General features: G+C 73.9%; 18 protein-coding genes and 1 pseudogene. 1 reads left to right on the forward strand and 18 read right to left on the reverse strand.

Annotated elements, in window-relative coordinates:
- Positions 1-28: 28 nt before the first annotated feature.
- From flhA to PSEJ35_RS0106365, 9 genes are read right to left on the reverse strand one after another with little or no spacing between them, the layout of a single operon-like run.
- Positions 29-2,116, reverse strand: a complete 2,088-nt coding sequence (flhA, locus tag PSEJ35_RS0106325; RefSeq protein ID WP_028917057.1) for a flagellar biosynthesis protein FlhA — start codon at positions 2,114-2,116, stop codon at positions 29-31.
- Positions 2,113-3,252: a flagellar biosynthesis protein FlhB gene (gene flhB / locus PSEJ35_RS0106330; protein ID WP_028917058.1), complete on the reverse strand. Its 1,140-nt coding sequence runs from the start codon at positions 3,250-3,252 to the stop codon at positions 2,113-2,115. Before flhB ends, flhA begins: the two co-directional genes overlap by 4 nt.
- Before the next feature lie 57 nt (positions 3,253-3,309).
- Complete coding sequence (gene fliR / locus PSEJ35_RS0106335; protein ID WP_028917059.1) at positions 3,310-4,104, reverse strand: flagellar biosynthetic protein FliR; 795 nt, start codon at positions 4,102-4,104, stop codon at positions 3,310-3,312.
- 3 nt (positions 4,105-4,107) lie between these two features.
- Positions 4,108-4,377, reverse strand: a complete 270-nt coding sequence (locus tag PSEJ35_RS0106340; RefSeq protein WP_028917060.1) for a flagellar biosynthetic protein FliQ — start codon at positions 4,375-4,377, stop codon at positions 4,108-4,110.
- A gap of 2 nt (positions 4,378-4,379) precedes the next feature.
- Positions 4,380-5,147: a flagellar type III secretion system pore protein FliP gene (gene fliP, locus PSEJ35_RS0106345; RefSeq protein WP_028917061.1), complete on the reverse strand. Its 768-nt coding sequence runs from the start codon at positions 5,145-5,147 to the stop codon at positions 4,380-4,382.
- 2 nt (positions 5,148-5,149) lie between these two features.
- Positions 5,150-5,548, reverse strand: coding sequence for a flagellar biosynthetic protein FliO (gene fliO, locus PSEJ35_RS0106350; RefSeq protein WP_028917062.1), 399 nt, complete (start codon positions 5,546-5,548; stop codon positions 5,150-5,152).
- Complete coding sequence (gene fliN / locus PSEJ35_RS0106355) at positions 5,545-5,883, reverse strand: flagellar motor switch protein FliN (RefSeq protein WP_028917063.1); 339 nt, start codon at positions 5,881-5,883, stop codon at positions 5,545-5,547. The genes fliO and fliN overlap by 4 nt, the downstream gene beginning before the upstream one ends.
- The gene (gene fliM / locus PSEJ35_RS0106360; RefSeq protein WP_028917064.1) at positions 5,880-6,899 is read right to left on the reverse strand and encodes a flagellar motor switch protein FliM; all 1,020 of its coding nucleotides are present in this window, start codon (positions 6,897-6,899) and stop codon (positions 5,880-5,882) included. Before fliM ends, fliN begins: the two co-directional genes overlap by 4 nt.
- A 9-nt stretch (positions 6,900-6,908) precedes the next feature.
- Entirely contained in the window at positions 6,909-7,433 is a 525-nt protein-coding gene (locus PSEJ35_RS0106365) for a flagellar basal body-associated FliL family protein (protein WP_028917065.1), read from the reverse strand.
- A 241-nt stretch (positions 7,434-7,674) separates the two neighbouring features.
- On the opposite strand from PSEJ35_RS0106365, the pseudogene PSEJ35_RS15580 reads away from it, so the two are divergent.
- Positions 7,675-8,698, forward strand: a pseudogene (locus PSEJ35_RS15580) (glycerophosphodiester phosphodiesterase family protein).
- Positions 8,699-8,770: 72 nt separating this feature from the next.
- Here the strand turns inward: PSEJ35_RS15580 and PSEJ35_RS0106375 are convergent.
- The 9 genes from PSEJ35_RS0106375 to PSEJ35_RS0106415 form a co-directional block, all read right to left on the reverse strand.
- Positions 8,771-9,844: a flagellar hook-length control protein FliK gene (locus PSEJ35_RS0106375; protein ID WP_037082606.1), complete on the reverse strand. Its 1,074-nt coding sequence runs from the start codon at positions 9,842-9,844 to the stop codon at positions 8,771-8,773.
- Complete coding sequence (gene fliJ, locus PSEJ35_RS0106380; RefSeq protein ID WP_028917067.1) at positions 9,841-10,293, reverse strand: flagellar export protein FliJ; 453 nt, start codon at positions 10,291-10,293, stop codon at positions 9,841-9,843. The genes PSEJ35_RS0106375 and fliJ overlap by 4 nt, the downstream gene beginning before the upstream one ends.
- The gene (gene fliI / locus PSEJ35_RS0106385; RefSeq protein ID WP_084635477.1) at positions 10,290-11,699 is read right to left on the reverse strand and encodes a flagellar protein export ATPase FliI; all 1,410 of its coding nucleotides are present in this window, start codon (positions 11,697-11,699) and stop codon (positions 10,290-10,292) included. The genes fliJ and fliI overlap by 4 nt, the downstream gene beginning before the upstream one ends.
- Complete coding sequence (locus PSEJ35_RS0106390; RefSeq protein WP_028917069.1) at positions 11,699-12,316, reverse strand: FliH/SctL family protein; 618 nt, start codon at positions 12,314-12,316, stop codon at positions 11,699-11,701. The genes fliI and PSEJ35_RS0106390 overlap by 1 nt, the downstream gene beginning before the upstream one ends.
- On the reverse strand, positions 12,313-13,302 hold the full coding sequence (gene fliG, locus PSEJ35_RS0106395) for a flagellar motor switch protein FliG (protein ID WP_028917070.1): 990 nt from the start codon (positions 13,300-13,302) through the stop codon (positions 12,313-12,315). Before fliG ends, PSEJ35_RS0106390 begins: the two co-directional genes overlap by 4 nt.
- A 13-nt stretch (positions 13,303-13,315) precedes the next feature.
- Complete coding sequence (gene fliF / locus PSEJ35_RS0106400; RefSeq protein WP_028917071.1) at positions 13,316-14,977, reverse strand: flagellar basal-body MS-ring/collar protein FliF; 1,662 nt, start codon at positions 14,975-14,977, stop codon at positions 13,316-13,318.
- A gap of 19 nt (positions 14,978-14,996) precedes the next feature.
- Positions 14,997-15,368, reverse strand: coding sequence for a flagellar hook-basal body complex protein FliE (gene fliE / locus PSEJ35_RS0106405; protein ID WP_028917072.1), 372 nt, complete (start codon positions 15,366-15,368; stop codon positions 14,997-14,999).
- A gap of 205 nt (positions 15,369-15,573) precedes the next feature.
- Positions 15,574-17,028: a sigma-54-dependent Fis family transcriptional regulator gene (locus PSEJ35_RS0106410; protein WP_028917073.1), complete on the reverse strand. Its 1,455-nt coding sequence runs from the start codon at positions 17,026-17,028 to the stop codon at positions 15,574-15,576.
- Positions 17,025-17,402, reverse strand: coding sequence for a response regulator transcription factor (locus PSEJ35_RS0106415; protein ID WP_028917074.1), 378 nt, complete (start codon positions 17,400-17,402; stop codon positions 17,025-17,027). The genes PSEJ35_RS0106410 and PSEJ35_RS0106415 overlap by 4 nt, the downstream gene beginning before the upstream one ends.
- Positions 17,403-17,409 lie beyond the last annotated feature (7 nt).

Genomic DNA, 17,409 nt, shown 5'->3' on the forward strand with positions numbered 1-17,409 from the left:
CAGGCACCGGCCGGACCCGGTCCGGGCTTCAGCTGATCGTGCCGATCAGCTTCAGTCGCTTGTCCTCGGGCACTTCGGTGTAGGCCAGCACCGACAGCGAGGGCACGCTGTGCCGGACCAGCCGCGCCAGCGCGGCGCGGACCGGCGCCGGCACCAGCACCACCGCCGGCTCGCCGCGCGCCTCCTGCCGGCCCGCGCACTCGGCCAGGCTCTGCTGCAGCCGCTCGGCCAGCCCGGGCTCCAATGCCGCGCCGTTGCCCTGGGCCGAGTCCTGCAAGACCCGTTCCAGCGGCGCGGCCAGGGTGTACACCGGCAGTTCCGGCGCCATCCCCGCGATCTCCTGGACGATGAACCGGCCCAGGGCGTTGCGCACCGCGGCGGTGAGCACCGCCGGGTCCTGGCTGTGCGCGCTGTGCTCGACCAGCGCCTCGGCGATCCGGCGCAGCTGGCGGATCGGAACCCGCTCGACCAGCAGGTTCTGCAGCACCCGGACCACCACCGGCAGCGGCAGCGCCTTGGGGGTGAGGTCCTCGGCCAGCCGCGGCGCGCTCTTGGCCAGGGTGGCCAGCAGTTGCTGGACCTCCTCGTGGCCCAGCAGCTCCGGCGCGTGCTCTCGCACCAGGTGCGAGAAATGGGTGGCGACCACGGTGGCCGGGTCGACCACGGTGTAGCCCAGCGCCTCGGCCTGGGCGCGCTGGCGCGGCAGGATCCAGACCGCGTCCAGGCCGAAGGCCGGGTCCTTGCCCTGGATGCCGTCGATGGGACCGAGCGCGCCGCCCGGGTCCAGGGCCAGTTCGCGGTCCGGATGCACCTCGGCCGTGGCCACCGGCACCCCGTGGACCAGCAGCCGGTACTGCGTCGCCTGCAGCTCCAGGTTGTCGCGGATGTGGACCGGCGGGACCAGGAAGCCGATCTCATGGGTGAGCTTGCGGCGCACGCCCTTGATCCGCGCCATCAGTTCACCGCCCTGGGCCTGGTCAACCAGCGGGATCAGGCGGTAGCCCACTTCCAGGCCCAGCGGATCGACCGGGCGCAATTCGTCCCAGTCCAGTTCGGCGGCGGCCGGGGCGGATGCCGGGAGCGCGGCGGCGGCCTCGCCGGGCGCGGCTTCCGCCGCGGCCGGCCGCTGCGCGCGCCACAGCCGCCAGGCGCAGAAGCCGAGCAACGCACCCAGCGTCAAAAAGGCGGCGTTGGGCATGCCGGGCACCAGCCCCACCGTCACCAGGATGCCGGCGGCGATCGCCAGCGCCCGGTGCTGGCCGAACACCTGCCCGGCCACCGCCCCGCCCATGTCCTGCGCCCGCGAGGCGCGGGTCACCAGCATGGCCACCGCGGTGGACACCAGCAGCGCCGGCAGCTGCGCCACCAGGCCGTCGCCGATCGACAGCAGGGTGTAGGTGGCGGCCGCGTCGCCCACCGGCATGCCGTGCTGCAGCACGCCCACCGCCAGCCCCCCGACCAGGTTGATGAACAGGATCAGGATGCCGGCGATGGCGTCGCCGCGGATGAACTTGCTGGCGCCGTCCATCGCGCCGTAGAAGTCGGCCTCCTCGCGCACCTCCTCGCGCCGGGCCTTGGCCTCCTCCCGGGTCAGCAGGCCGGCGTTGAGGTCGGCGTCGATGGCCATCTGCTTGCCGGGCATGGCGTCGAGGATGAAGCGCGCGGTCACCTCGGAGATGCGCCCGGCGCCCTTGGTGATGACCACGAAGTTGATGATGGTCAGGATGGCGAAGACCACGATGCCCACGGCGTAGTTGCCGCCGACCACGAACTCGCCGAAGGCCGCGATCACCTGGCCGGCGGCCTCGTGGCCGTTGTGGCCGTTGAGCAGGATCACCCGGGTGGAGGCCACGTTCAGCGCCAGGCGCAGCATGGTCGTGGTCAGCAGCACGATGGGGAAGACGGTGAAGTCCAGTGGCCGGCGCACGTACACCACGGCCAGCAGCACCACCAGGGACACGGCGATGTTCAGGCTGAACAGCGCGTCCAGCACCGGCGGCGCCAGCGGCACCACCACCATCGCCAGCATCGCCAGCACGATGAGCGGGGCGCCCAGCCCGTTGCGGGCCAGTTCCAGCAGGCGGCGCCCCAGCGGCGGGTGGGCCACGGCGCTCATCGGCCGTCGCCTTCCTGGAACTCGTCCACCGCCACCGGACCCAGCTGCGGGTGCGCGCGCACGGCGCCGGTCCGCCAGGCGCGCAGTTGGTAGACGTAGGACAGCACCTGGGCGACGGCGGCGTACAGCCTCACGGGAATCTCCTGGCCGAGCTGCCCCTCCCGATACAAGGCGCGTGCCAGCGGCGGCGCCGACACCACCGCGACGCGGTGGCGCTCGGCCAGTTCGCGGATGCGCAGGGCAACCTCGTCCACGCCCTTGGCCACCACCGTGGGCGCGCGCATGGCGCCGCCGTCGTACTTGAGCGCCACGGCATAGTGGGTGGGATTGACCACGATCACGTCGGCGGTGGGGACCGCCTCCATCATCCGCCGCTGCGACAGCTGCAACTGCAACTGGCGGATGCGGCCCTTCACCTCCGGCCGGCCTTCGGTCTCCTTCAGCTCCTCGCGCAGCTCCTGCCGCGTCATCTTCAGCTTCCGCAGCCAGTTCCACTTCTGGTACGGCGCGTCCATGGCGGCCAGCAGCAGCAGCGCGGCGGCGGTGGCCAGCAGCAGGCTGCCGGCGAAGCGCAGGCCGGTGCGCGCGGCCGCTTCCAGCCCTTGCCCGGGCATGGCCCGCAGCACGTCCAGGCCATGCAGCAGGGCCAGCCCGGCGGCGGCGCCCACCAGCGCCACCCGCAGCAGCGACTTGGCCAGTTCCGCCAGGCCCTCGGGCCCGTAGATGCGCTTGAGCCCGGCCAGCGGGTCCAGCCGCTTCAGGTCCGGGACCAGGCCCTTGGAGGCCATCCGGAGCCCGCCCATCGCCAGCGGTCCGGCGAACGCGGCCGCCAGGCATACGGCCAACAGCGGCGCGGCCACCGCCAGCAGCCCGAGCGTCAGCGTGCCGGTGTGGGCCAGCAGCCGCTCGGGCGCTTCCCGCAGCATCGGGTCCGGGCTGAGCGCCTGCCGCATCCAGCCCAGGGCGTGGCGCCCGAGCATGGGCCCGGCGGCCACCAGCGCCAGCACGCCGGCGCCGAACACCGCCGCGGTGGCCAGCTCGCGCGAGCGTGGGATGTCGCCCCGCTCGCGGGCCTCGCGCAGGCGTTTTTCGGTAGGTTGTTCGGTGCGTTCCTGGCCGTCTTCGTTCTCGGCCATGGCAGGCTCCTGCGCCCGGGGTCGTCGCCGGGCGATGCAAGTGCCGTTCCGGCCGGCTCAGGGCGCGGCGACGCGGCCGGCGGCGGCGAACGCCAGTTCGAACAGCGCCCGGATCGGCGCGGCCAGTTCCCCGATCAGCACCGCCAGCAGCAGCAGGCCCATCAGCACCGCCACCGGCAGGCCGAGCTGGATGGGGTTGAGCGCCGGCGCGGCGCGCGCCAGCGCGCCGAAGGCCAGGTTGGTGGCGAGCATGGCCACCATCACCGGAAGCGCCAGGAGCAGGCCCCCGCGCAGGACCTGGCCGAAGAGTCCCGGCACCACGCCGAGCATCGCCGCCGTGTCCGGCCACGCGGCGCCCAGCGGCAGCGCCTGGTAGCTGCGCACCAGCAGCGACACCATCGCCAGGTGCCCGTCGGCGGCGAAGAACAGCAGGCCGAAGGCGAGGTAGAACCATTGCCCGACCACGCCGGAACTGGTGCCGCGCAGCGGATCGGTCATCTGCGCGAAGGCCAGGCCCATGCCCTGCGAGACCAGTTCGCCGGCCAGGGCGCCGGCCTCGAACACCAGCCGCAGGGCCAGCCCCATGGCCACGCCCACCGCCAGCTCGCGCGCCACGGCCAGCACCGTGGCCGCGTCCAGCCCGGAAAAGGCCGGGGGCGGCGGCAGCAGCGGCGAGATCGCCAGGGCCAGGGTGCCGGCGACCAGCACCCGGATCCGCACCGGCACCGCCCGCGTGCCGACCAGCGGCATCGCCATCAGCATGGCGCCGGTGCGCAGCAGGGTCCACAGCACCGCCCCGATCATGCCGAAGGCCCGCTGGCCGTCGATCGCCATCGCGGTGGCCGCGTCCATGGCTCAGCCGATCAGGTGGGGGATGCGCTGGAACAGCGCGACGGTGTAGTCCACCAGGTAGGCCAGCAGGAAGCTGCCGGCGGCGAACAGGGCCGCGGTGAGCGCCGCGGCCTTGGCGACGAAGGCGATGGTGGGTTCGTTGAGCTGGGTGGCGGCCTGGACGATGCCCACCGCCACGCCCACCACCAGCACCGCCACCAGCAGCGGGCCGCCCACCCACAGCGCGACCTCCAGGCCGCGGCGCAGTTCGGTCAGGGCCAGTTCCGGGGTCATGCTCAGATCCCGTTGAAGCTGGCCGCCAGCGTGCCCACGGTCAGCACCCAGCCGTCCACCAGCACGAACAGCAGGATCTTGAACGGCGCCGACACCAGCATGGGCGAGAGCATCATCATGCCCATCGACATCAGCACGCTGGCCACCACCAGGTCGATGATCACGAAGGGAATGAAGATCAGGAAGCCGATCTCGAAGGCGGTCTTCAGCTCGCTGGTCACGAACGAGGCCACCAGCACCTGGAAGGGCACCGCGTCCGGGCCGCTGTAGGTGCCGTGCCCGGCCAGGCCGGCGAAGGTCATCAGGTCGGTCTCGCGCACCTGGGCCAGCATGAACGCCCGCAGCGGGGCGGTGCCCAGTTCCCAGGCGGTGCGGAAGTCGATCCGGCCGTCGAGGTAGGGCGCCACGCCGGCGTCCCAGGCCTTCTGCCATACCGGCATCATCACCAGCGCGGTCAGGAACAGGGCCAGCCCGACCAGGATCTGGTTGGAGGGCGTCTGCCCGGTGCCCAGCGCCTGGCGCAGCAGGGCCAGCACGATCACGATGCGGGTGAAGGCGGTCATCACAAGCAGCAGCGAGGGCAGCAGGGTGATGGCCGTCATCAGCAGCAGGGTCTGCAACGGCAGGCTCACCGGCGCCTCGCCGATGCGGCCGACGGTGACGTCGGGAAGCGAAGGCAGTTGCGGCGCGGCGGCGGGCGCGGCCAGCGCCAGCAGGGGCGCGAACGCGAGCAACAGGCCGAGTGCGGCGAGGATCCGGCGACGGCGCATGGTCACTTGTCCTTCCTGAGCCGCTGCGCCAGCAACTGGGCGAAGTCCGGGAGCTTCTTCAGGTCCGGCAGCGGCGGTGCGGACGGCGGCGGCAGGGGTGCGGGCAGGGCGTGCAGCAAGCGCACCCCGCCGGGCGAGACCCCCAGAAGCAGTTGCTCGGCGCCGACCTGCACCACCACCGCCCGTTCCCGGGCGCCGAGCGCGAGGCTGGCCACCACCCTCAGGCCCTCGGCCTGGCGCAAGCCGGTCCCCGGCAGCCGGCGCAGCAGCCACGCCAGCGCCAGAATCAGCCCCAGCACCAGCAGCAGCGCCAGGAACGCGCCCAGCAGGCCCGGACCGGCCGGCGCGTGCGCGCCGGCCTGGACGGCCCTGGCGGCGGGCGCGGCGGCGGCGAGGATCACCGCAGCCTCCGGATGCGCTCGCTGGGGCTGACCACGTCGGTCAGGCGCACGCCGAAGCGGTCGTTGATCACCACCACCTCGCCGTGCGCGATCAGGGTGCCGTTGACGTACACGTCCAGCGGTTCGCCGGCGCCGCGTTCCAGCTCGATCACCGAGCCCTGGTTGAGCTGCAGCAGGTTGCGGATCGGCATGCGCGTGCGGCCGACTTCCAGCGAGAGCGTCACCGGCACGTCCAGGATCACGTCCAGGTTGAGGTCGCGGGCGTCGGTCGCGGCCTCCTCCTGCAGCGCGTCGAACTGCGCCGGGCTGGCATCGGTCTGTTCGTTGGGGCTCATGCGGGCGTTTCCTCGGCAGGGCCGGGGGCGCGCGGGACCGCGCTCCCGGGCGGACGGGTGTGGACGATCTTCACCGCGTTGCGGCCGTTGGCCACGCCGAACTGGCCGGTGAACACCGGGATGTCCTCCACGCACACCGGCACCGTGTCCGGCAGCTCGATGGGCAGGATGTCGCCGACCTTGAGCCGGGTGAGCCGGCGCAGGTCGATGCGCTTCTCGGCCAGCACGCTGGACACGGCGACCTCGGCCAGCAGCAGTTGCTCGCGCAGGGTGGCGTTCCAGCTCTCGTCGCGGTCGATGCGGTCGCTCTGGATGCCGGCGTCGAGCAGCTCGCGGATCGGCTCGAGCATGGAGTAGGGCAGGGTGACGTGGATCTCGCCGCCGCCGCCCTCCAACTCGACGTGGAAGCGGCTGACCACCACGTATTCGCGCGGGGTGACGATGTTGGCGAAGTGCGGGTTGACCTCGGAGTTGATGTACTCGAACTCCACGTCCAGCACCGGCGCCCAGGCCTCGGCCAGATCGGCGAAGGTCTGGCGCAGCATCAGCTGGATCACCCGCATCTCGGTGGGGGTGAACTCGCGCCCCTCGATCCGGGTGGGGTAGCGCCCGTCGCCGCCGAAGAAGTTGTCCACCACCGCGAACACCAGCTTGGGCTCGAACACGATCAGGCCGGTGCCGCGCAGCGGCTTGAAGCGGATCAGGTTGAGGTTGGTGGGCACGTACAGCGAGTGCAGGTACTCGCCGAACTTGATCAGATCGATGCCGCGCACCGACAGGTCCGCCGAGCGGCGGATCAGGTTGAACAGACCGATGCGCCACAGCCGCACGAAGCGCTCGTTGACCATTTCCAGGGTCGGCATGCGCCCGCGGATGATCCGGTCCTGGCTGGCGAAGTCGTACGGCCGCGCCATGCCGGGATTGACCGGTTCGGGCTCGGTGCTGACCGCGCCCGAATCCACGCCGTGCAGCAGCGCGTCGATCTCGTCCTGGGAAAGCAGGTCGTTGATGCTCATGCGCGCCGCCTACTGGGTGACGAAGCTGGTGAACAGCAGCGCCTCGGCCGCCGGCTTGCCGGTCTCGGCCCGCATCAGCCGCTGCACCTCGGCCAGCGCTTGGGCCTGCAACCGCTCCTTGCCGGCGCGGTCGGCGATGTCCTGCGCGGTCTGCTGCGCCAGCAGCATCAGCAGGCGCGCACGGATGGCCGGTGTGTGCCGCTCCAGGTCGGCCAGCGCGGCCGGGTCGCGGGTCATCAGCTGGATCTCGACCTGCAGGTACTGCGTCCCCTCCAGCCCGCCGTCGAGATTGACCACGAACGGCGGCTCCAGCGCCAGGTACTGCGCCGGCGCCGGCAGGCGCGGGCCGTGCGGCGTGGCGACGGCCTGGCGCTCGGCCTCGGGCGCATTGCGCGCGCTCCAGTACCAGCCGCCGGCGGCGCCGGCCGCGACCAGCACCGCCACCGCGCTGACCAGCAGCGGCAGCCGACCGCCGCCCGCGGGACCGGGTCCAGGCGGCTGGGAGCGGGAGGTCTTTTCGGCAGCGGCGGGCACGTGGGGGGTCTCCTTCGGAAGGCGACCGGACGATGCAAGCCGCGTGCCGCCGGCGCGGGGGAGAACCGGGCGCGCCGGCGGACCCGGCGGTGTCATGCTGCGCTGGCATGCTGCCGGCGAAGGCGCCGCCGCCGGCGCCGGGTGGAGGAGGAACGCCATGGCCATGCGTCAACGAATCGTCGCGGCGCTGGTGCTGGGCCTGGGCCTGGCCGCGGAAGCGCACGCCGCCGCGGGCGGGGCGATGCCGCCGCAGGTGGTCGCCCATCGCGGCGCCAGCGCGGTCCTGCCCGAGCACAGCCTGGAAGCCTTCGCGCGCGCCATCGCCGACGGTGCGGACGTGGTCGAGCCCGACCTGATGGCGACCGCCGACGGCCACCTGCTGATCCGCCACGAGAACGAGATCGGCTCCACCACCGACGTCGCCTCGCATCCAGGCTTCGCGGCCCGGCGCACGGCCCGGGCATCGACGGGGAGACGGTGGAAGGGTGGTTCAGCGAGGGCTTCACCCTGGCCGAGCTCAGGACCCTGTACGCCCGCGAACGGTTGCCGGCGCTGCGCGGCACCGCACACGACGGCCGCTACCGGCTGGCGACACTGGAAGAACTGATCGATCGGGTCGCGGCCGAAGCCGCCGCCCGCGGGCGGATCGTGGGGCTGGCGCCGGAGATCAAGCACGGCAGCCATTTCGCCGCCCGGGGGCTGGCCATGGAGGACCGCCTGCTGGACGTGCTGCTGGCGCATCCGTACACCCGGCAGGCGCCGGTCGCGATCCAGTCGTTCGAGGTCGGCAACCTGCGCTATCTGCGCTCGCGCCTGGGTCCGCGCCACCCCAACATCCGCCTGCTGCAGCTGCTGGGGCACCGGAGCAACGCCCGGCCGACGTCGTCGCGGCCGGCGGCGACCTGACCTACGGGCGCATGGCCAGCGCCGAGGGGCTGCGCGAGATCGCCGGCTACGCCGAGCTGCTCGGCCCGCCGACGCGGACGGTGATTCCGCTGGCCGCCGACGGCGGCCTGGGGTCGCCGACGCCGCTGCTGCGCCAGGCGCACGCGGCCGGGCTGCAGGTATGGCCCTACACCTTCCGCCCGGAGAACGCCTTCCTGCCGCCGGCGCTGCGCCAGGGCGCCTTGCCGGGAACGCGCAGCGAAGCCGGGGCCATCGCCGAGTTGCGCGCCTACCTGGAGGCAGGCATCGACGGCTTCTTCACCGACGACAGCGCACTGGGGCGCGCCGCGGTGGACGGCGTCGTCCCGACGAGGAAGTAGGCGCGGAACCTGGATGCGGGGGTCCCGGCTGGGGCAGCGGGATGCCGTCGGCGCATGTCCGTCCGGGTCGGCTCAGGCGTACGCGTCCAGCAGGCCGCGCGCCCGCGCCGGGGCCGGCGCGTCGGCGGCGCCAGTCGCGGGGGACGCCGTGTCGCCGGCCGATCCCGCCGCGTCGCCGCCGGCACGGGAGCCGCCGCCCTGGCCGTCGTGGCGGGGCTGCTGGCCGACCCCGGCGTGGGCGAGCTGGAAGCCGTGCTGGCCGAGCAGCTCGCGCAGCCGCGGCAGGCTCTGTTCCAGCGCCTGGCGGACCTCGGGCTGTGCGCTGAGGAAGTCCGCCGACACCCGCTCGCCGTCCAGGCGCAGGTGGACCTCCACCGGGCCCAGGTCGTGCGGCGAGATCCGGATCCGGGCGTGACCGACCTTCTGCTCGGCCAGCCAGTGCAGGCGGGCGCCGAAGGCATCGGCGAAGTCGTCGGCGTGCAGGTCCGGGGTGGGTGCCGTGGCCGGCAAGAGCGTCGCCGGCGGGTCCCCGCGCAGGACAGGCGCTGCGGCCGCGGCCGGCAACGGGAACGGCTGCGGCGCAGCCTCGCCGTCGGACGCGGCGGGCAGGTCGGGGACGGAAAGCATCGCCATCGGCGCGGCCGCATCGCCCGCGGACTCGGCCGTCTCCCCGCCCGGTGCGGCGGCCGCCCCGGGCGCCGCGAGCCCCGGCAAGGGCCTGCCCATCTGGGCGACGGCGGCGGCATTCCCGGGGATCGCTGCCGCCGGGGCGGCCGGCACGGCCGGTCCGACGGGTGCGGGCAGGGGGGGCGAGGGCGGCGTCGCGGCCAGGGCCAGCGCGGCCAGGCCTGCCGGCGGCCACTCCTCGTCCTCGGCCGACGCTTCGGTATCGGTCCCGGGGACGGCATCGGCCGTGTCCCCGGGCGGCATCGGCGGCAGGCCCGGGACCGCCGCCTCGGCGCCGGCCGCCGGGCGATCGTCGGCCGCGGGATCCTGCCCCGGCTGGCCGCCGCCCGGGCCGCCGCCTTCGAGCAGCCGCGCGAAACCGCCCGCCGCCCCGGGCGCGGCCGCGGCCGCGGTGGCCGGCGGGGCGGCGGGGCCGCTGCCGGGGGGCGCTGCCGGCGGCAGCGCCGAGAGCGCGTTCATGCCGGCTCTCCTTCGCTGGACTGCGCCGCCAGCCGCACGCGGCGGGCACCCAGGTCGTCCATCTCGCGCTGGCTGCGGCGCTCGTCCACCTTGCGTTCCTGCGCCCGGTAGGACGCGGCCAGCTGCTCCAGCACCTGCTTGTCGCGGCTGGCCAGCAGCAGGCGGGTGCGCTCGGCCTCCAGGCGCGCACGGCTGCTGTCCACGGTACGGCTCTGCTGCGCCACCGCGTTCTCCAGGCGTTCGAGGAAGGCGCGGCGGTTGGCCAGCTGCGCCGGGCTGGTGGCGGCCATCTGGCTGGATGCGTATTCCTCCGCGTAGCGGCGCAGCTCCTCCAGGCGCGATTCCTGCAGCGCGTGCGCCCGTTGGCGCTCGGCCAGCTCGCGGGCCACGGCGTCCTCGTGCTCCTGCGCGCGGCGCAGCAACGGATCGAGGCGGCGGGACTGCATCATGCGGGGTTCTCCTTGTCTTGCAGCAGTTGCGCCAGGGCGGCGCGGCTGTGGTGCAGGTCGGCGGCGCGGGCCACGTCCTGGCCGAGGAACTCGACGATCTCCGGCCAGCGCTCCAGCGCCTCGTCCACCACCGGGTCGTTGCCGCGCTGGTAGGCGCCGATGGCGATCAGGTCGCGGTTGGCGTTGTAGGCCGCGACCAGGCGCTTGAGCGCGCGGATGCGTGCGCGCCAGGTCTCGTCGGCGATGTCCTGGACCACGCGGCTGACCGAGGACTCCACGTCGATGGCCGGGTACAGCCCGGCGTCGGCAATCCGGCGCGACAGCAGGATGTGGCCGTCGAGGATGGCGCGGGCGGCGTCGGCGATGGGGTCCTGCGGGTCGTCGCCCTCGGTCAACACGGTGTAGAACGCGGTGATCGAGCCGCGCCCGGCGGCGCCGTTGCCGGCGCGCTCCACCAGCGCCGGCAGCTTGGCGAACACGCTGGGCGGGTAGCCGCGGGTGGTCGGCGGCTCGCCCACCGACAGGCCGACCTCGCGCTGGGCCTGGGCGAACCGGGTCAGCGAGTCCATCAGCAGCAGCACGTTCAGGCCCTGGTCGCGGAACCACTCGGCGATGGCGGTGGCGCGGTAGGCGCCGTGCAGGCGCGCCAGCGGCGGGCGGTCGGCCGGCGCGGCCACCACCACCGCGCGGCGCAGGCCTTCCTCGCCCAGCGTGGTCTCGACGAAGTCGCGCACCTCGCGCCCGCGTTCGCCGATCAGGCCGACCACGATCGCGTCGGCGGCGGTATAGCGGGTCATCATCCCCAGCAGCGTCGACTTGCCGACGCCGGAGCCGGCGAACAGGCCCACGCGCTGGCCGCGCCCGATCGGCAGCAGCGCGTTGATCGCGCGCACGCCCACGTCCAGCGGCTGGGTGATGGGCTCGCGCGCCAGCGGGTTGATGGCCACGCCGGCCATGCCCACGCTGGCCTCGGCGCGGATCGGGCCGCGGCCGTCCAGCGGGGCGCCGTCGCTGTCGATCACGCGGCCGAGCAGACCCTCGCCGACCTCGACGCCGCCGCGGCGGCGCACCGGCACCACGCGCGCGTTCGGCAGCAGGCCGTGCAGCTCGGCGCTGGGCATCAGCGAGGTGCGCTCGCCGGCGAAGCCCACGACCTCGGCCTCGACCCAGCCGCCGTCGGCGACTTCGACCTTGCAGGTCGCGCCCATGGGCGCCTCGCAGCCGGTGGCCTCCAGGGTCAGGCCGACCGCGCGGCGCAGGACGCCCTCGCGGATCAGGCCGCGGCCGGCGGCCGGGTCCAAGGAAATCGCGTCCAGGCGCGCGGCCAGGCGCAGGTTGCGCGCGGCCAGCCAGTCGGCCGGGACGGCCGGGACCGCGCGCTCGGGCGGGGGCGGGGCGGCCGGCATCATGCGCCGGCCCCGGCCTTGTGCACCACGCTTTCCAGCGCGCCGCGCAGGCGCGCCTCGAGGGTGCCGTCGATGCGCACCGCCTCGGCGTGCACGCGCAGGTCGCCGCGGCCCAGCGCCGGGTCCGGCACCAGCCGCGCCCCCGAAACCAGCGCCAGCAGCGGCGCCAGCGCAGCGATGTCGTCCGGGTGCAGGCGCACCTCGACCTCGCGGCTGCTGCCGCCGACCGCGTCCAGCGCCTCGGCCACCAGGTCCGACAGCAGCACCGGGTCGGCGGCATAGGCGCGCCCGACCAGGCTGCCGGCGATGCGCACCGCCAGCTCGCCCAGCGCGGCGGTGACCTCGTCCTCCAGCCGCGTCAGCGGCCGGGTGAAGTTGTCCAGGATGCCCTCGATCTGCGCGGCCAGCCGCCGCACCTCGGCTTGGCCCTGGGCGAAGCCTTCCTGGCGGCCCTGCTCCAGGCCCGCCTGGTAGCCCTCGCGGCGGGCGGCCTCCTCGATGGCCTGGATTTCCTCCAGGGTGGGCGGTCGCGGGACCGGCACCGCGGCGGCCGGCTCGGCCGCCGGCGAGGGGACGGCCGACAGTTCCGGCGCCACCCAGCGGACCGCGGCGCTCATACCAGCTCCTCGCTGCCGCTGCCGTTGAGGTTGATCACGCCCTCGTCGGCCAGGCGGCGGACGATGGTCAGGATTTCCTTCTGCGCAGCCTCCACGTCGGACAGGCGCACCGGGCCGCGCGCCTCCATGTCCTCCAGCAGGATCTCGGCCGCGCGCTGGGACATGTTGCGGGTGATCTTCTCGCGCACGCGCACGTCGGCGCCGCGCAGGGCGATGCCCAGGCGCTCGCCGGAGACCTCGCGCAGCAGCGCCTGCAGTTCGCGGTCCTCCAGTTCGACCAGGTCGTCGAACACGAACATCAGGTCCTGGATGCGCTGGCTCAGATCCGGGTCCACCTTGGAGATCGTGCCCAGGATCGAGGGCTCCTGGCCGGTCTCGAGGAAGTTGAGGATGTTGGCCGCGACCTTGACCCCGCCGATGTTGGACGCCTTCAGGTTTTGGTTGCCGGCGAACTGGCGCTCCATGACCTCGTTGAGCTCGTTGAGCGCGTTGGGCGGGATACCGTCCAGGGTGGCGATGCGCAGCAGCACGTCGGCGCGGGTGCGCTCGGGCAGCAGGCGCAGGGTGTCGGCGGCGTGGTCGGCGTCCAGGTGCGAGAGCACGATGGCGATGATCTGCGGGTGCTCGTTGCGCACCAGGTCGGCGATGGCGCGCGGGTCCATCCAGCGCAGGGTGTCCAAGCCGGTGGTGTTGCGGCCCAGCAGGATGCGGTCGATCAGGCTGCCGGCCTTGTCCGCGCCCAGGGCCTGGATCAGCACGTTGCGGATGTAGTCGTCCGCGCCCACGCCCAGCGAGGTCTGCTTGTCCAGCGCACCCTCGAACTCGTCCATCACCCGCAGCACCTGCTCGCGGGTGACGCCGTTCATGGTGGCCATGGCCAGGCCCAGCTTCTGCACTTCCTTGGCGCCCATGTGCTTGAGCACCTCGGCCGCGTCGGCCTCGCCCAGCGAGAGCAGCAGCACCGCGGCGCGCTGCACGCCGCTCAGTTCGTCGTGGTTGCTAGCCTGCTTCATTGCCCAACCAGTCCTTCACTACCTGGGCCACCCGCTTGGAATCGGCGCGCACCGCCTCGCGCGCGTTGCGCAGGCGGTCCTCGTAAGCGTCGGAGGCCAGCGCCATGGGCGGGCGCGGCTGCTGGCCGATGCGGGCGCTGTCCTCGGCCAGCGCGGGCGCGGGATCGTCCACCAGCGCCACTTCCGCGGTCGCCGGCTGCGTCTCCCGCGCGGCGCCGGCGGCGGGCGCGGCGATCTGGCGCAGCGCGGGGCGCAGCACGCCGAACGCCAGGGCCAGCACCACCGCCGCGCCGACCAGCAGGCGCAGGGCGTCGCGCAGCCGCGGATCCTCCCACCATTTCGGCGCTTCCGCAGGCGCTCCGGTCTCGCGCACGAACGGCGCGTTGACCACCGAGACCACGTCGCCGCGCGCCGGGTCGAAGCCGACGGCCTGCTTGACCAGGTCCTCCACCCGCCGGAGTTCCTCGGGCCGCAGGGGTTGCAGCGCGGTCTTGCCGTCGGCGGCCGGGCGCAGCACGTGGTCGACCAGGACCGCGGCGGTGATGCGGCGGATGCGGCCGGCGGGCTGCCGGGTGTGCTGCAGGGTGCGGTCCAGCTCGAAGTTGCGGCTGGCCGTGCGCGAGGTCTCGGCGGGGGCGGGCGCGGCGGCAGGGGCCGCCGCCGCGCCCGGCGGGGTGTTGCTGGCCGCGCCCGGCACGCCCTGCGGGCCGTCGCCTTCGCGGGTGTTCTCGCTGACCTGCTCGCTGCGCAGCTTGGCCGGCTCGCCGTTGAACAGTTCGCGGGCCTCCTCCGTGACCGAGAAGTCCATGTCCACGGTGACCTCCGCGTTGACCCGGCCCGGGCCGGTCATCGGCTCGAGCAGTTCGCGGATGCGCTGGTTGAACGAGGTCTCCTGGCGGCGGACCTGCTCGAACTGCACCGCGCTCAGTTCCGAGGCGCTGTCGGCGCCGTTGCGGCTGAGCAGGCGGCCGTTCTGGTCCACCACGGTGACCCGTTCCGGCGGCAGGTCGGGAATGCTGGAGGCAACCAGGTGGACGATGGCGTCGACCTGGTGCCGCTCGAGCAGCGCGCCGGCGCGCAGTTCCAGGACCACCGACGCGCTGGCCGCTTCCCGCTGCCGGGTGAAGGCAGAGGGCTTGGGGATGGCCAGGTGCACGCGCGCGTCCCGCACCGGGCGCAGGGTGGCGATGGTGCGCACCAGTTCGGTCTCCAGCGCATGCTGGTAGCGCGCGTTCTCGACGAACTGGCTGACCCCGAAGCCCGGGTCGCGCTCCATCAGCTCGAAGCCGAGGCGGCCGCTGTCGGTCAGGCCCGAGCCGGCCAGCTTCAGGCGCGCGTCGTGCAGGTGCGCCTCCGGCACCGAGATGGCGCCGGTGGCCGGGTCGAGCCGGAAAGGGATGTTGGCCGCGCGCAGCAGGTCGGTCGCTTCGGCCGTGGCCTTGGGGTCCAGGCCGGTGTAGAGCGGGCTGTACTGCGGCTTCTGCGACCAGAAGAAGACGTAGAGGCCGGCGGCCACCGCCAGCGCGATCGACAGCATGATCCCGAGCCGGCGCATCAGCTGCATTTCCTGCAGCCGGACCACCGCCTGCGCCGCCTTCTCGGCGGCCTGCTCGCGGTTGAAGCTTTCCTTGGCGATGGAAAGGGCCATGGCGGTCCGGATCCTTGCGTTACAGCGGCATGTTCATGACGTCTTGGTACGCCTGTACCAGACGGTTGCGCACCTCGACGGTGGCGCGGAAGGCGACCTGGGACTGCTGCGCGGCGACCATCACCCGCGCCAGGTCGGCGCCCGGTTCGCCGCGCTCGAACGCCTGCGCCAGCGCACCGGCGCGCTGCTGCGCGGCGTTGACGCCTTCCAGCGCGCCGCGCAAGGTCTCGCCGAAGCTGGGACGTGCGGCCGCCGGCGGCTGCCCGGGCAGCGCGGCCGGTCCGCCGAGGGCGTCGCTGCGTGGGGCGTCGCCGGCCACGCGCGCCACCTGGCCGAGCTGGTTCTGGTAGGCGCGTATCTGCGACAGGACGGAGCTGATCGAATCGGTCATGGCGGTCGGTACTCGTGCGCGTCGGGGCCGCAACGGGGCGATGCAAGCCGTGTGCCGCGCCCGCGGCGGTGATCCGTCCCGGCACGGCGCCCACCCCCGGGCAGGGCGTGGCGCGGGTGGAACGAGGCGGGGAAATGCGGACTGCCCGGTCCGCCGGATCGGCGTGGGCCAGCCGGGAGGGCCGCGGCGCGCATCCCGGCGCGGCTCACGCCGCGCGCTCGGCCTCCGTACCCACGACCTCGCGGTCGATGCCGTACTTGCGCAGCTTCTCCACCAGGGTGGTGCGGCGCAGGCCGAGCAACTGCGCCGCGTGGGCGACCACGCCCTGGGTGCGCTCCAGCGCCTGCCGGATCAGCTTCAGCTCGATCTGCGCCATGTGCTCGCGCAGGTCCAGGCCGTCCTCGGGCAGCGACGTGGTGGTCGCCGGCTGCGGCGCCGGCGCGCGGACCGGCGCGGCCGCCGCCGGGGCCGCGGCCGGGGCGCCGGCCGTCGCGGGCAAGTGTTCGCGGTAGCGCGCCGGCAGGTCCTCCAGTCGCACCAGGCCGCCGGGGTGCAGCACCGCCAGGCGTTCGACCAGGTTGGTCAGCTCGCGCACGTTGCCCGGCCAGGGGTAGCCGGCCAGTGCCGCCAGCGCGCTCTCGGCGAAGCGCACCTCGCCGCGGCCGGTCCGGGCCAGCTGGGCGGCGATGGTGTCCACCAGCGCCGGCAGGTCCTCGCGCCGCTCGCGCAGCGGCGGCATCTCGATCGGGAACACGTTGAGCCGGTAGAACAGGTCCTCGCGGAACTGGCCCTGCGCGATGCGCTGCTCCAGGTCGCGGTGGGTGGCGGCGATCACCCGTACGTCGCAGCGGATGGTCTGGTTGCCGCCGACCCGCTCGAAGCTGCGCTCCTGCAGCACGCGCAGCAGCTTGACCTGCATCGGCAGGCTCATGTCGCCGATCTCGTCCAGCAGCAGGGTGCCGCCCTCGGCCATCTCGAAGCGGCCCTTGCGCGCGCTCAGCGCGCCGGTGAAGGCGCCCTTCTCGTGGCCGAACAGTTCGCTCTCCAGCAGGTCCGGCGGGATCGCGCCGCAGTTGATGGCCACGAACGGGCCATCGCGCCGCGCGGACTGGCGATGGATCGCGCGCGCGGCCACCTCCTTGCCTGTACCGGACTCGCCCAGCACCAGTACCGTGGTGTCGAACGGGGCTACCTGGGCGATCATCCGCCGCAGTCGCTGCACGGCCGCGCTGCTGCCGGTGGGGCCGCCGTCGGCGGACAGGGCGCCGGCCACCTGCCGCTCGGCGTCCAGCCGCGCCAGGCTGGCGCGGCGCAGGCAGGCCTCCAGCTGGGCGTGCCGGATCGGCGATTCCAGCGCCCACACGCCGGCCTCGTGCAGGCCATGGGCGGCGGCGAACGCGGACGGGTCGCCCTCCAGCAGCAGCACCGGCGGCGGCAGCGGCGCGGCCGCCAGCCAGGCCAGCAGGGTGCGCGCCGCGTCCGCCCGGTCGAGTTCGCCGACCACTACCGCCATCCAGTCGCTGGGCCGGTGCCGCGCGGTGGACACGTCCGCCGGCGAGGCCGCCCAGCGCGGGTTGAGGTCCATGAACTCCAGCAAGCCGCACAGCCGCTCGGCCCGCTCGGCGCGGGCGTCCAGCACCAGGATCCGGGACTCGCTCATGCTTCACCTCGGGACAGGCGCTCCAGGATCGGCATCACTTCCTGGAGGTAGGAAAGCTTGCTGACGAAACCATCGGCGCCGGCGCGGCTGGCGTGCTCGCGGTGCTCGGCGTCGTCGAAATGGCTGGCGATCACCACATAGGGCGGGTCGTCCTGGGCCTTGATCAGGCGCGTGGCCTGCAAGCCGCCCATCTCCGGCATGGCCAGGTCCATCAGCACTGCGTCCGGGCGCAGGGCCTCGGAGCGGGCGATGGCCTCCAGCCCGTTGCCGGCGGTGCCGGCCACCTCCAGCCACTCCAGCCGGCGGAAGTGGCGCAGGGCGGCGTTGATGAAGCCCTCGTGGTCGTCGACGATCAGTACGCGGATCTTGCGCATGGAAGAT

Origin of the sequence: Pseudoxanthomonas sp. J35 (assembly GCF_000513995.1) — a bacterium.
Lineage (GTDB): Bacteria > Pseudomonadota > Gammaproteobacteria > Xanthomonadales > Xanthomonadaceae > Pseudoxanthomonas.

Coding starts and splice junctions, on each gene's coding strand:
- fliF (WP_028917071.1), bottom strand. CDS start 14,977: ATGGCCCTTTCCATCGCCAAGGAAAGCTTCAACCGCGAGCAGGCCGCC.
- fliI (WP_084635477.1), bottom strand. CDS start 11,699: ATGCCGGCCGCCCCGCCCCCGCCCGAGCGCGCGGTCCCGGCCGTCCCG.
- fliN (WP_028917063.1), bottom strand. CDS start 5,883: ATGAGCCCCAACGAACAGACCGATGCCAGCCCGGCGCAGTTCGACGCG.
- fliR (WP_028917059.1), bottom strand. CDS start 4,104: ATGGACGCGGCCACCGCGATGGCGATCGACGGCCAGCGGGCCTTCGGC.
- PSEJ35_RS0106415 (WP_028917074.1), bottom strand. CDS start 17,402: ATGCGCAAGATCCGCGTACTGATCGTCGACGACCACGAGGGCTTCATC.
- PSEJ35_RS0106410 (WP_028917073.1), bottom strand. CDS start 17,028: ATGAGCGAGTCCCGGATCCTGGTGCTGGACGCCCGCGCCGAGCGGGCC.
- flhB (WP_028917058.1), bottom strand. CDS start 3,252: ATGGCCGAGAACGAAGACGGCCAGGAACGCACCGAACAACCTACCGAA.
- PSEJ35_RS0106340 (WP_028917060.1), bottom strand. CDS start 4,377: ATGACCCCGGAACTGGCCCTGACCGAACTGCGCCGCGGCCTGGAGGTC.
- fliJ (WP_028917067.1), bottom strand. CDS start 10,293: ATGATGCAGTCCCGCCGCCTCGATCCGTTGCTGCGCCGCGCGCAGGAG.
- fliM (WP_028917064.1), bottom strand. CDS start 6,899: ATGAGCATCAACGACCTGCTTTCCCAGGACGAGATCGACGCGCTGCTG.
- PSEJ35_RS0106375 (WP_037082606.1), bottom strand. CDS start 9,844: ATGAACGCGCTCTCGGCGCTGCCGCCGGCAGCGCCCCCCGGCAGCGGC.
- fliE (WP_028917072.1), bottom strand. CDS start 15,368: ATGACCGATTCGATCAGCTCCGTCCTGTCGCAGATACGCGCCTACCAG.
- flhA (WP_028917057.1), bottom strand. CDS start 2,116: ATGAGCGCCGTGGCCCACCCGCCGCTGGGGCGCCGCCTGCTGGAACTG.
- fliP (WP_028917061.1), bottom strand. CDS start 5,147: ATGCGCCGTCGCCGGATCCTCGCCGCACTCGGCCTGTTGCTCGCGTTC.
- PSEJ35_RS0106390 (WP_028917069.1), bottom strand. CDS start 12,316: ATGAGCGCCGCGGTCCGCTGGGTGGCGCCGGAACTGTCGGCCGTCCCC.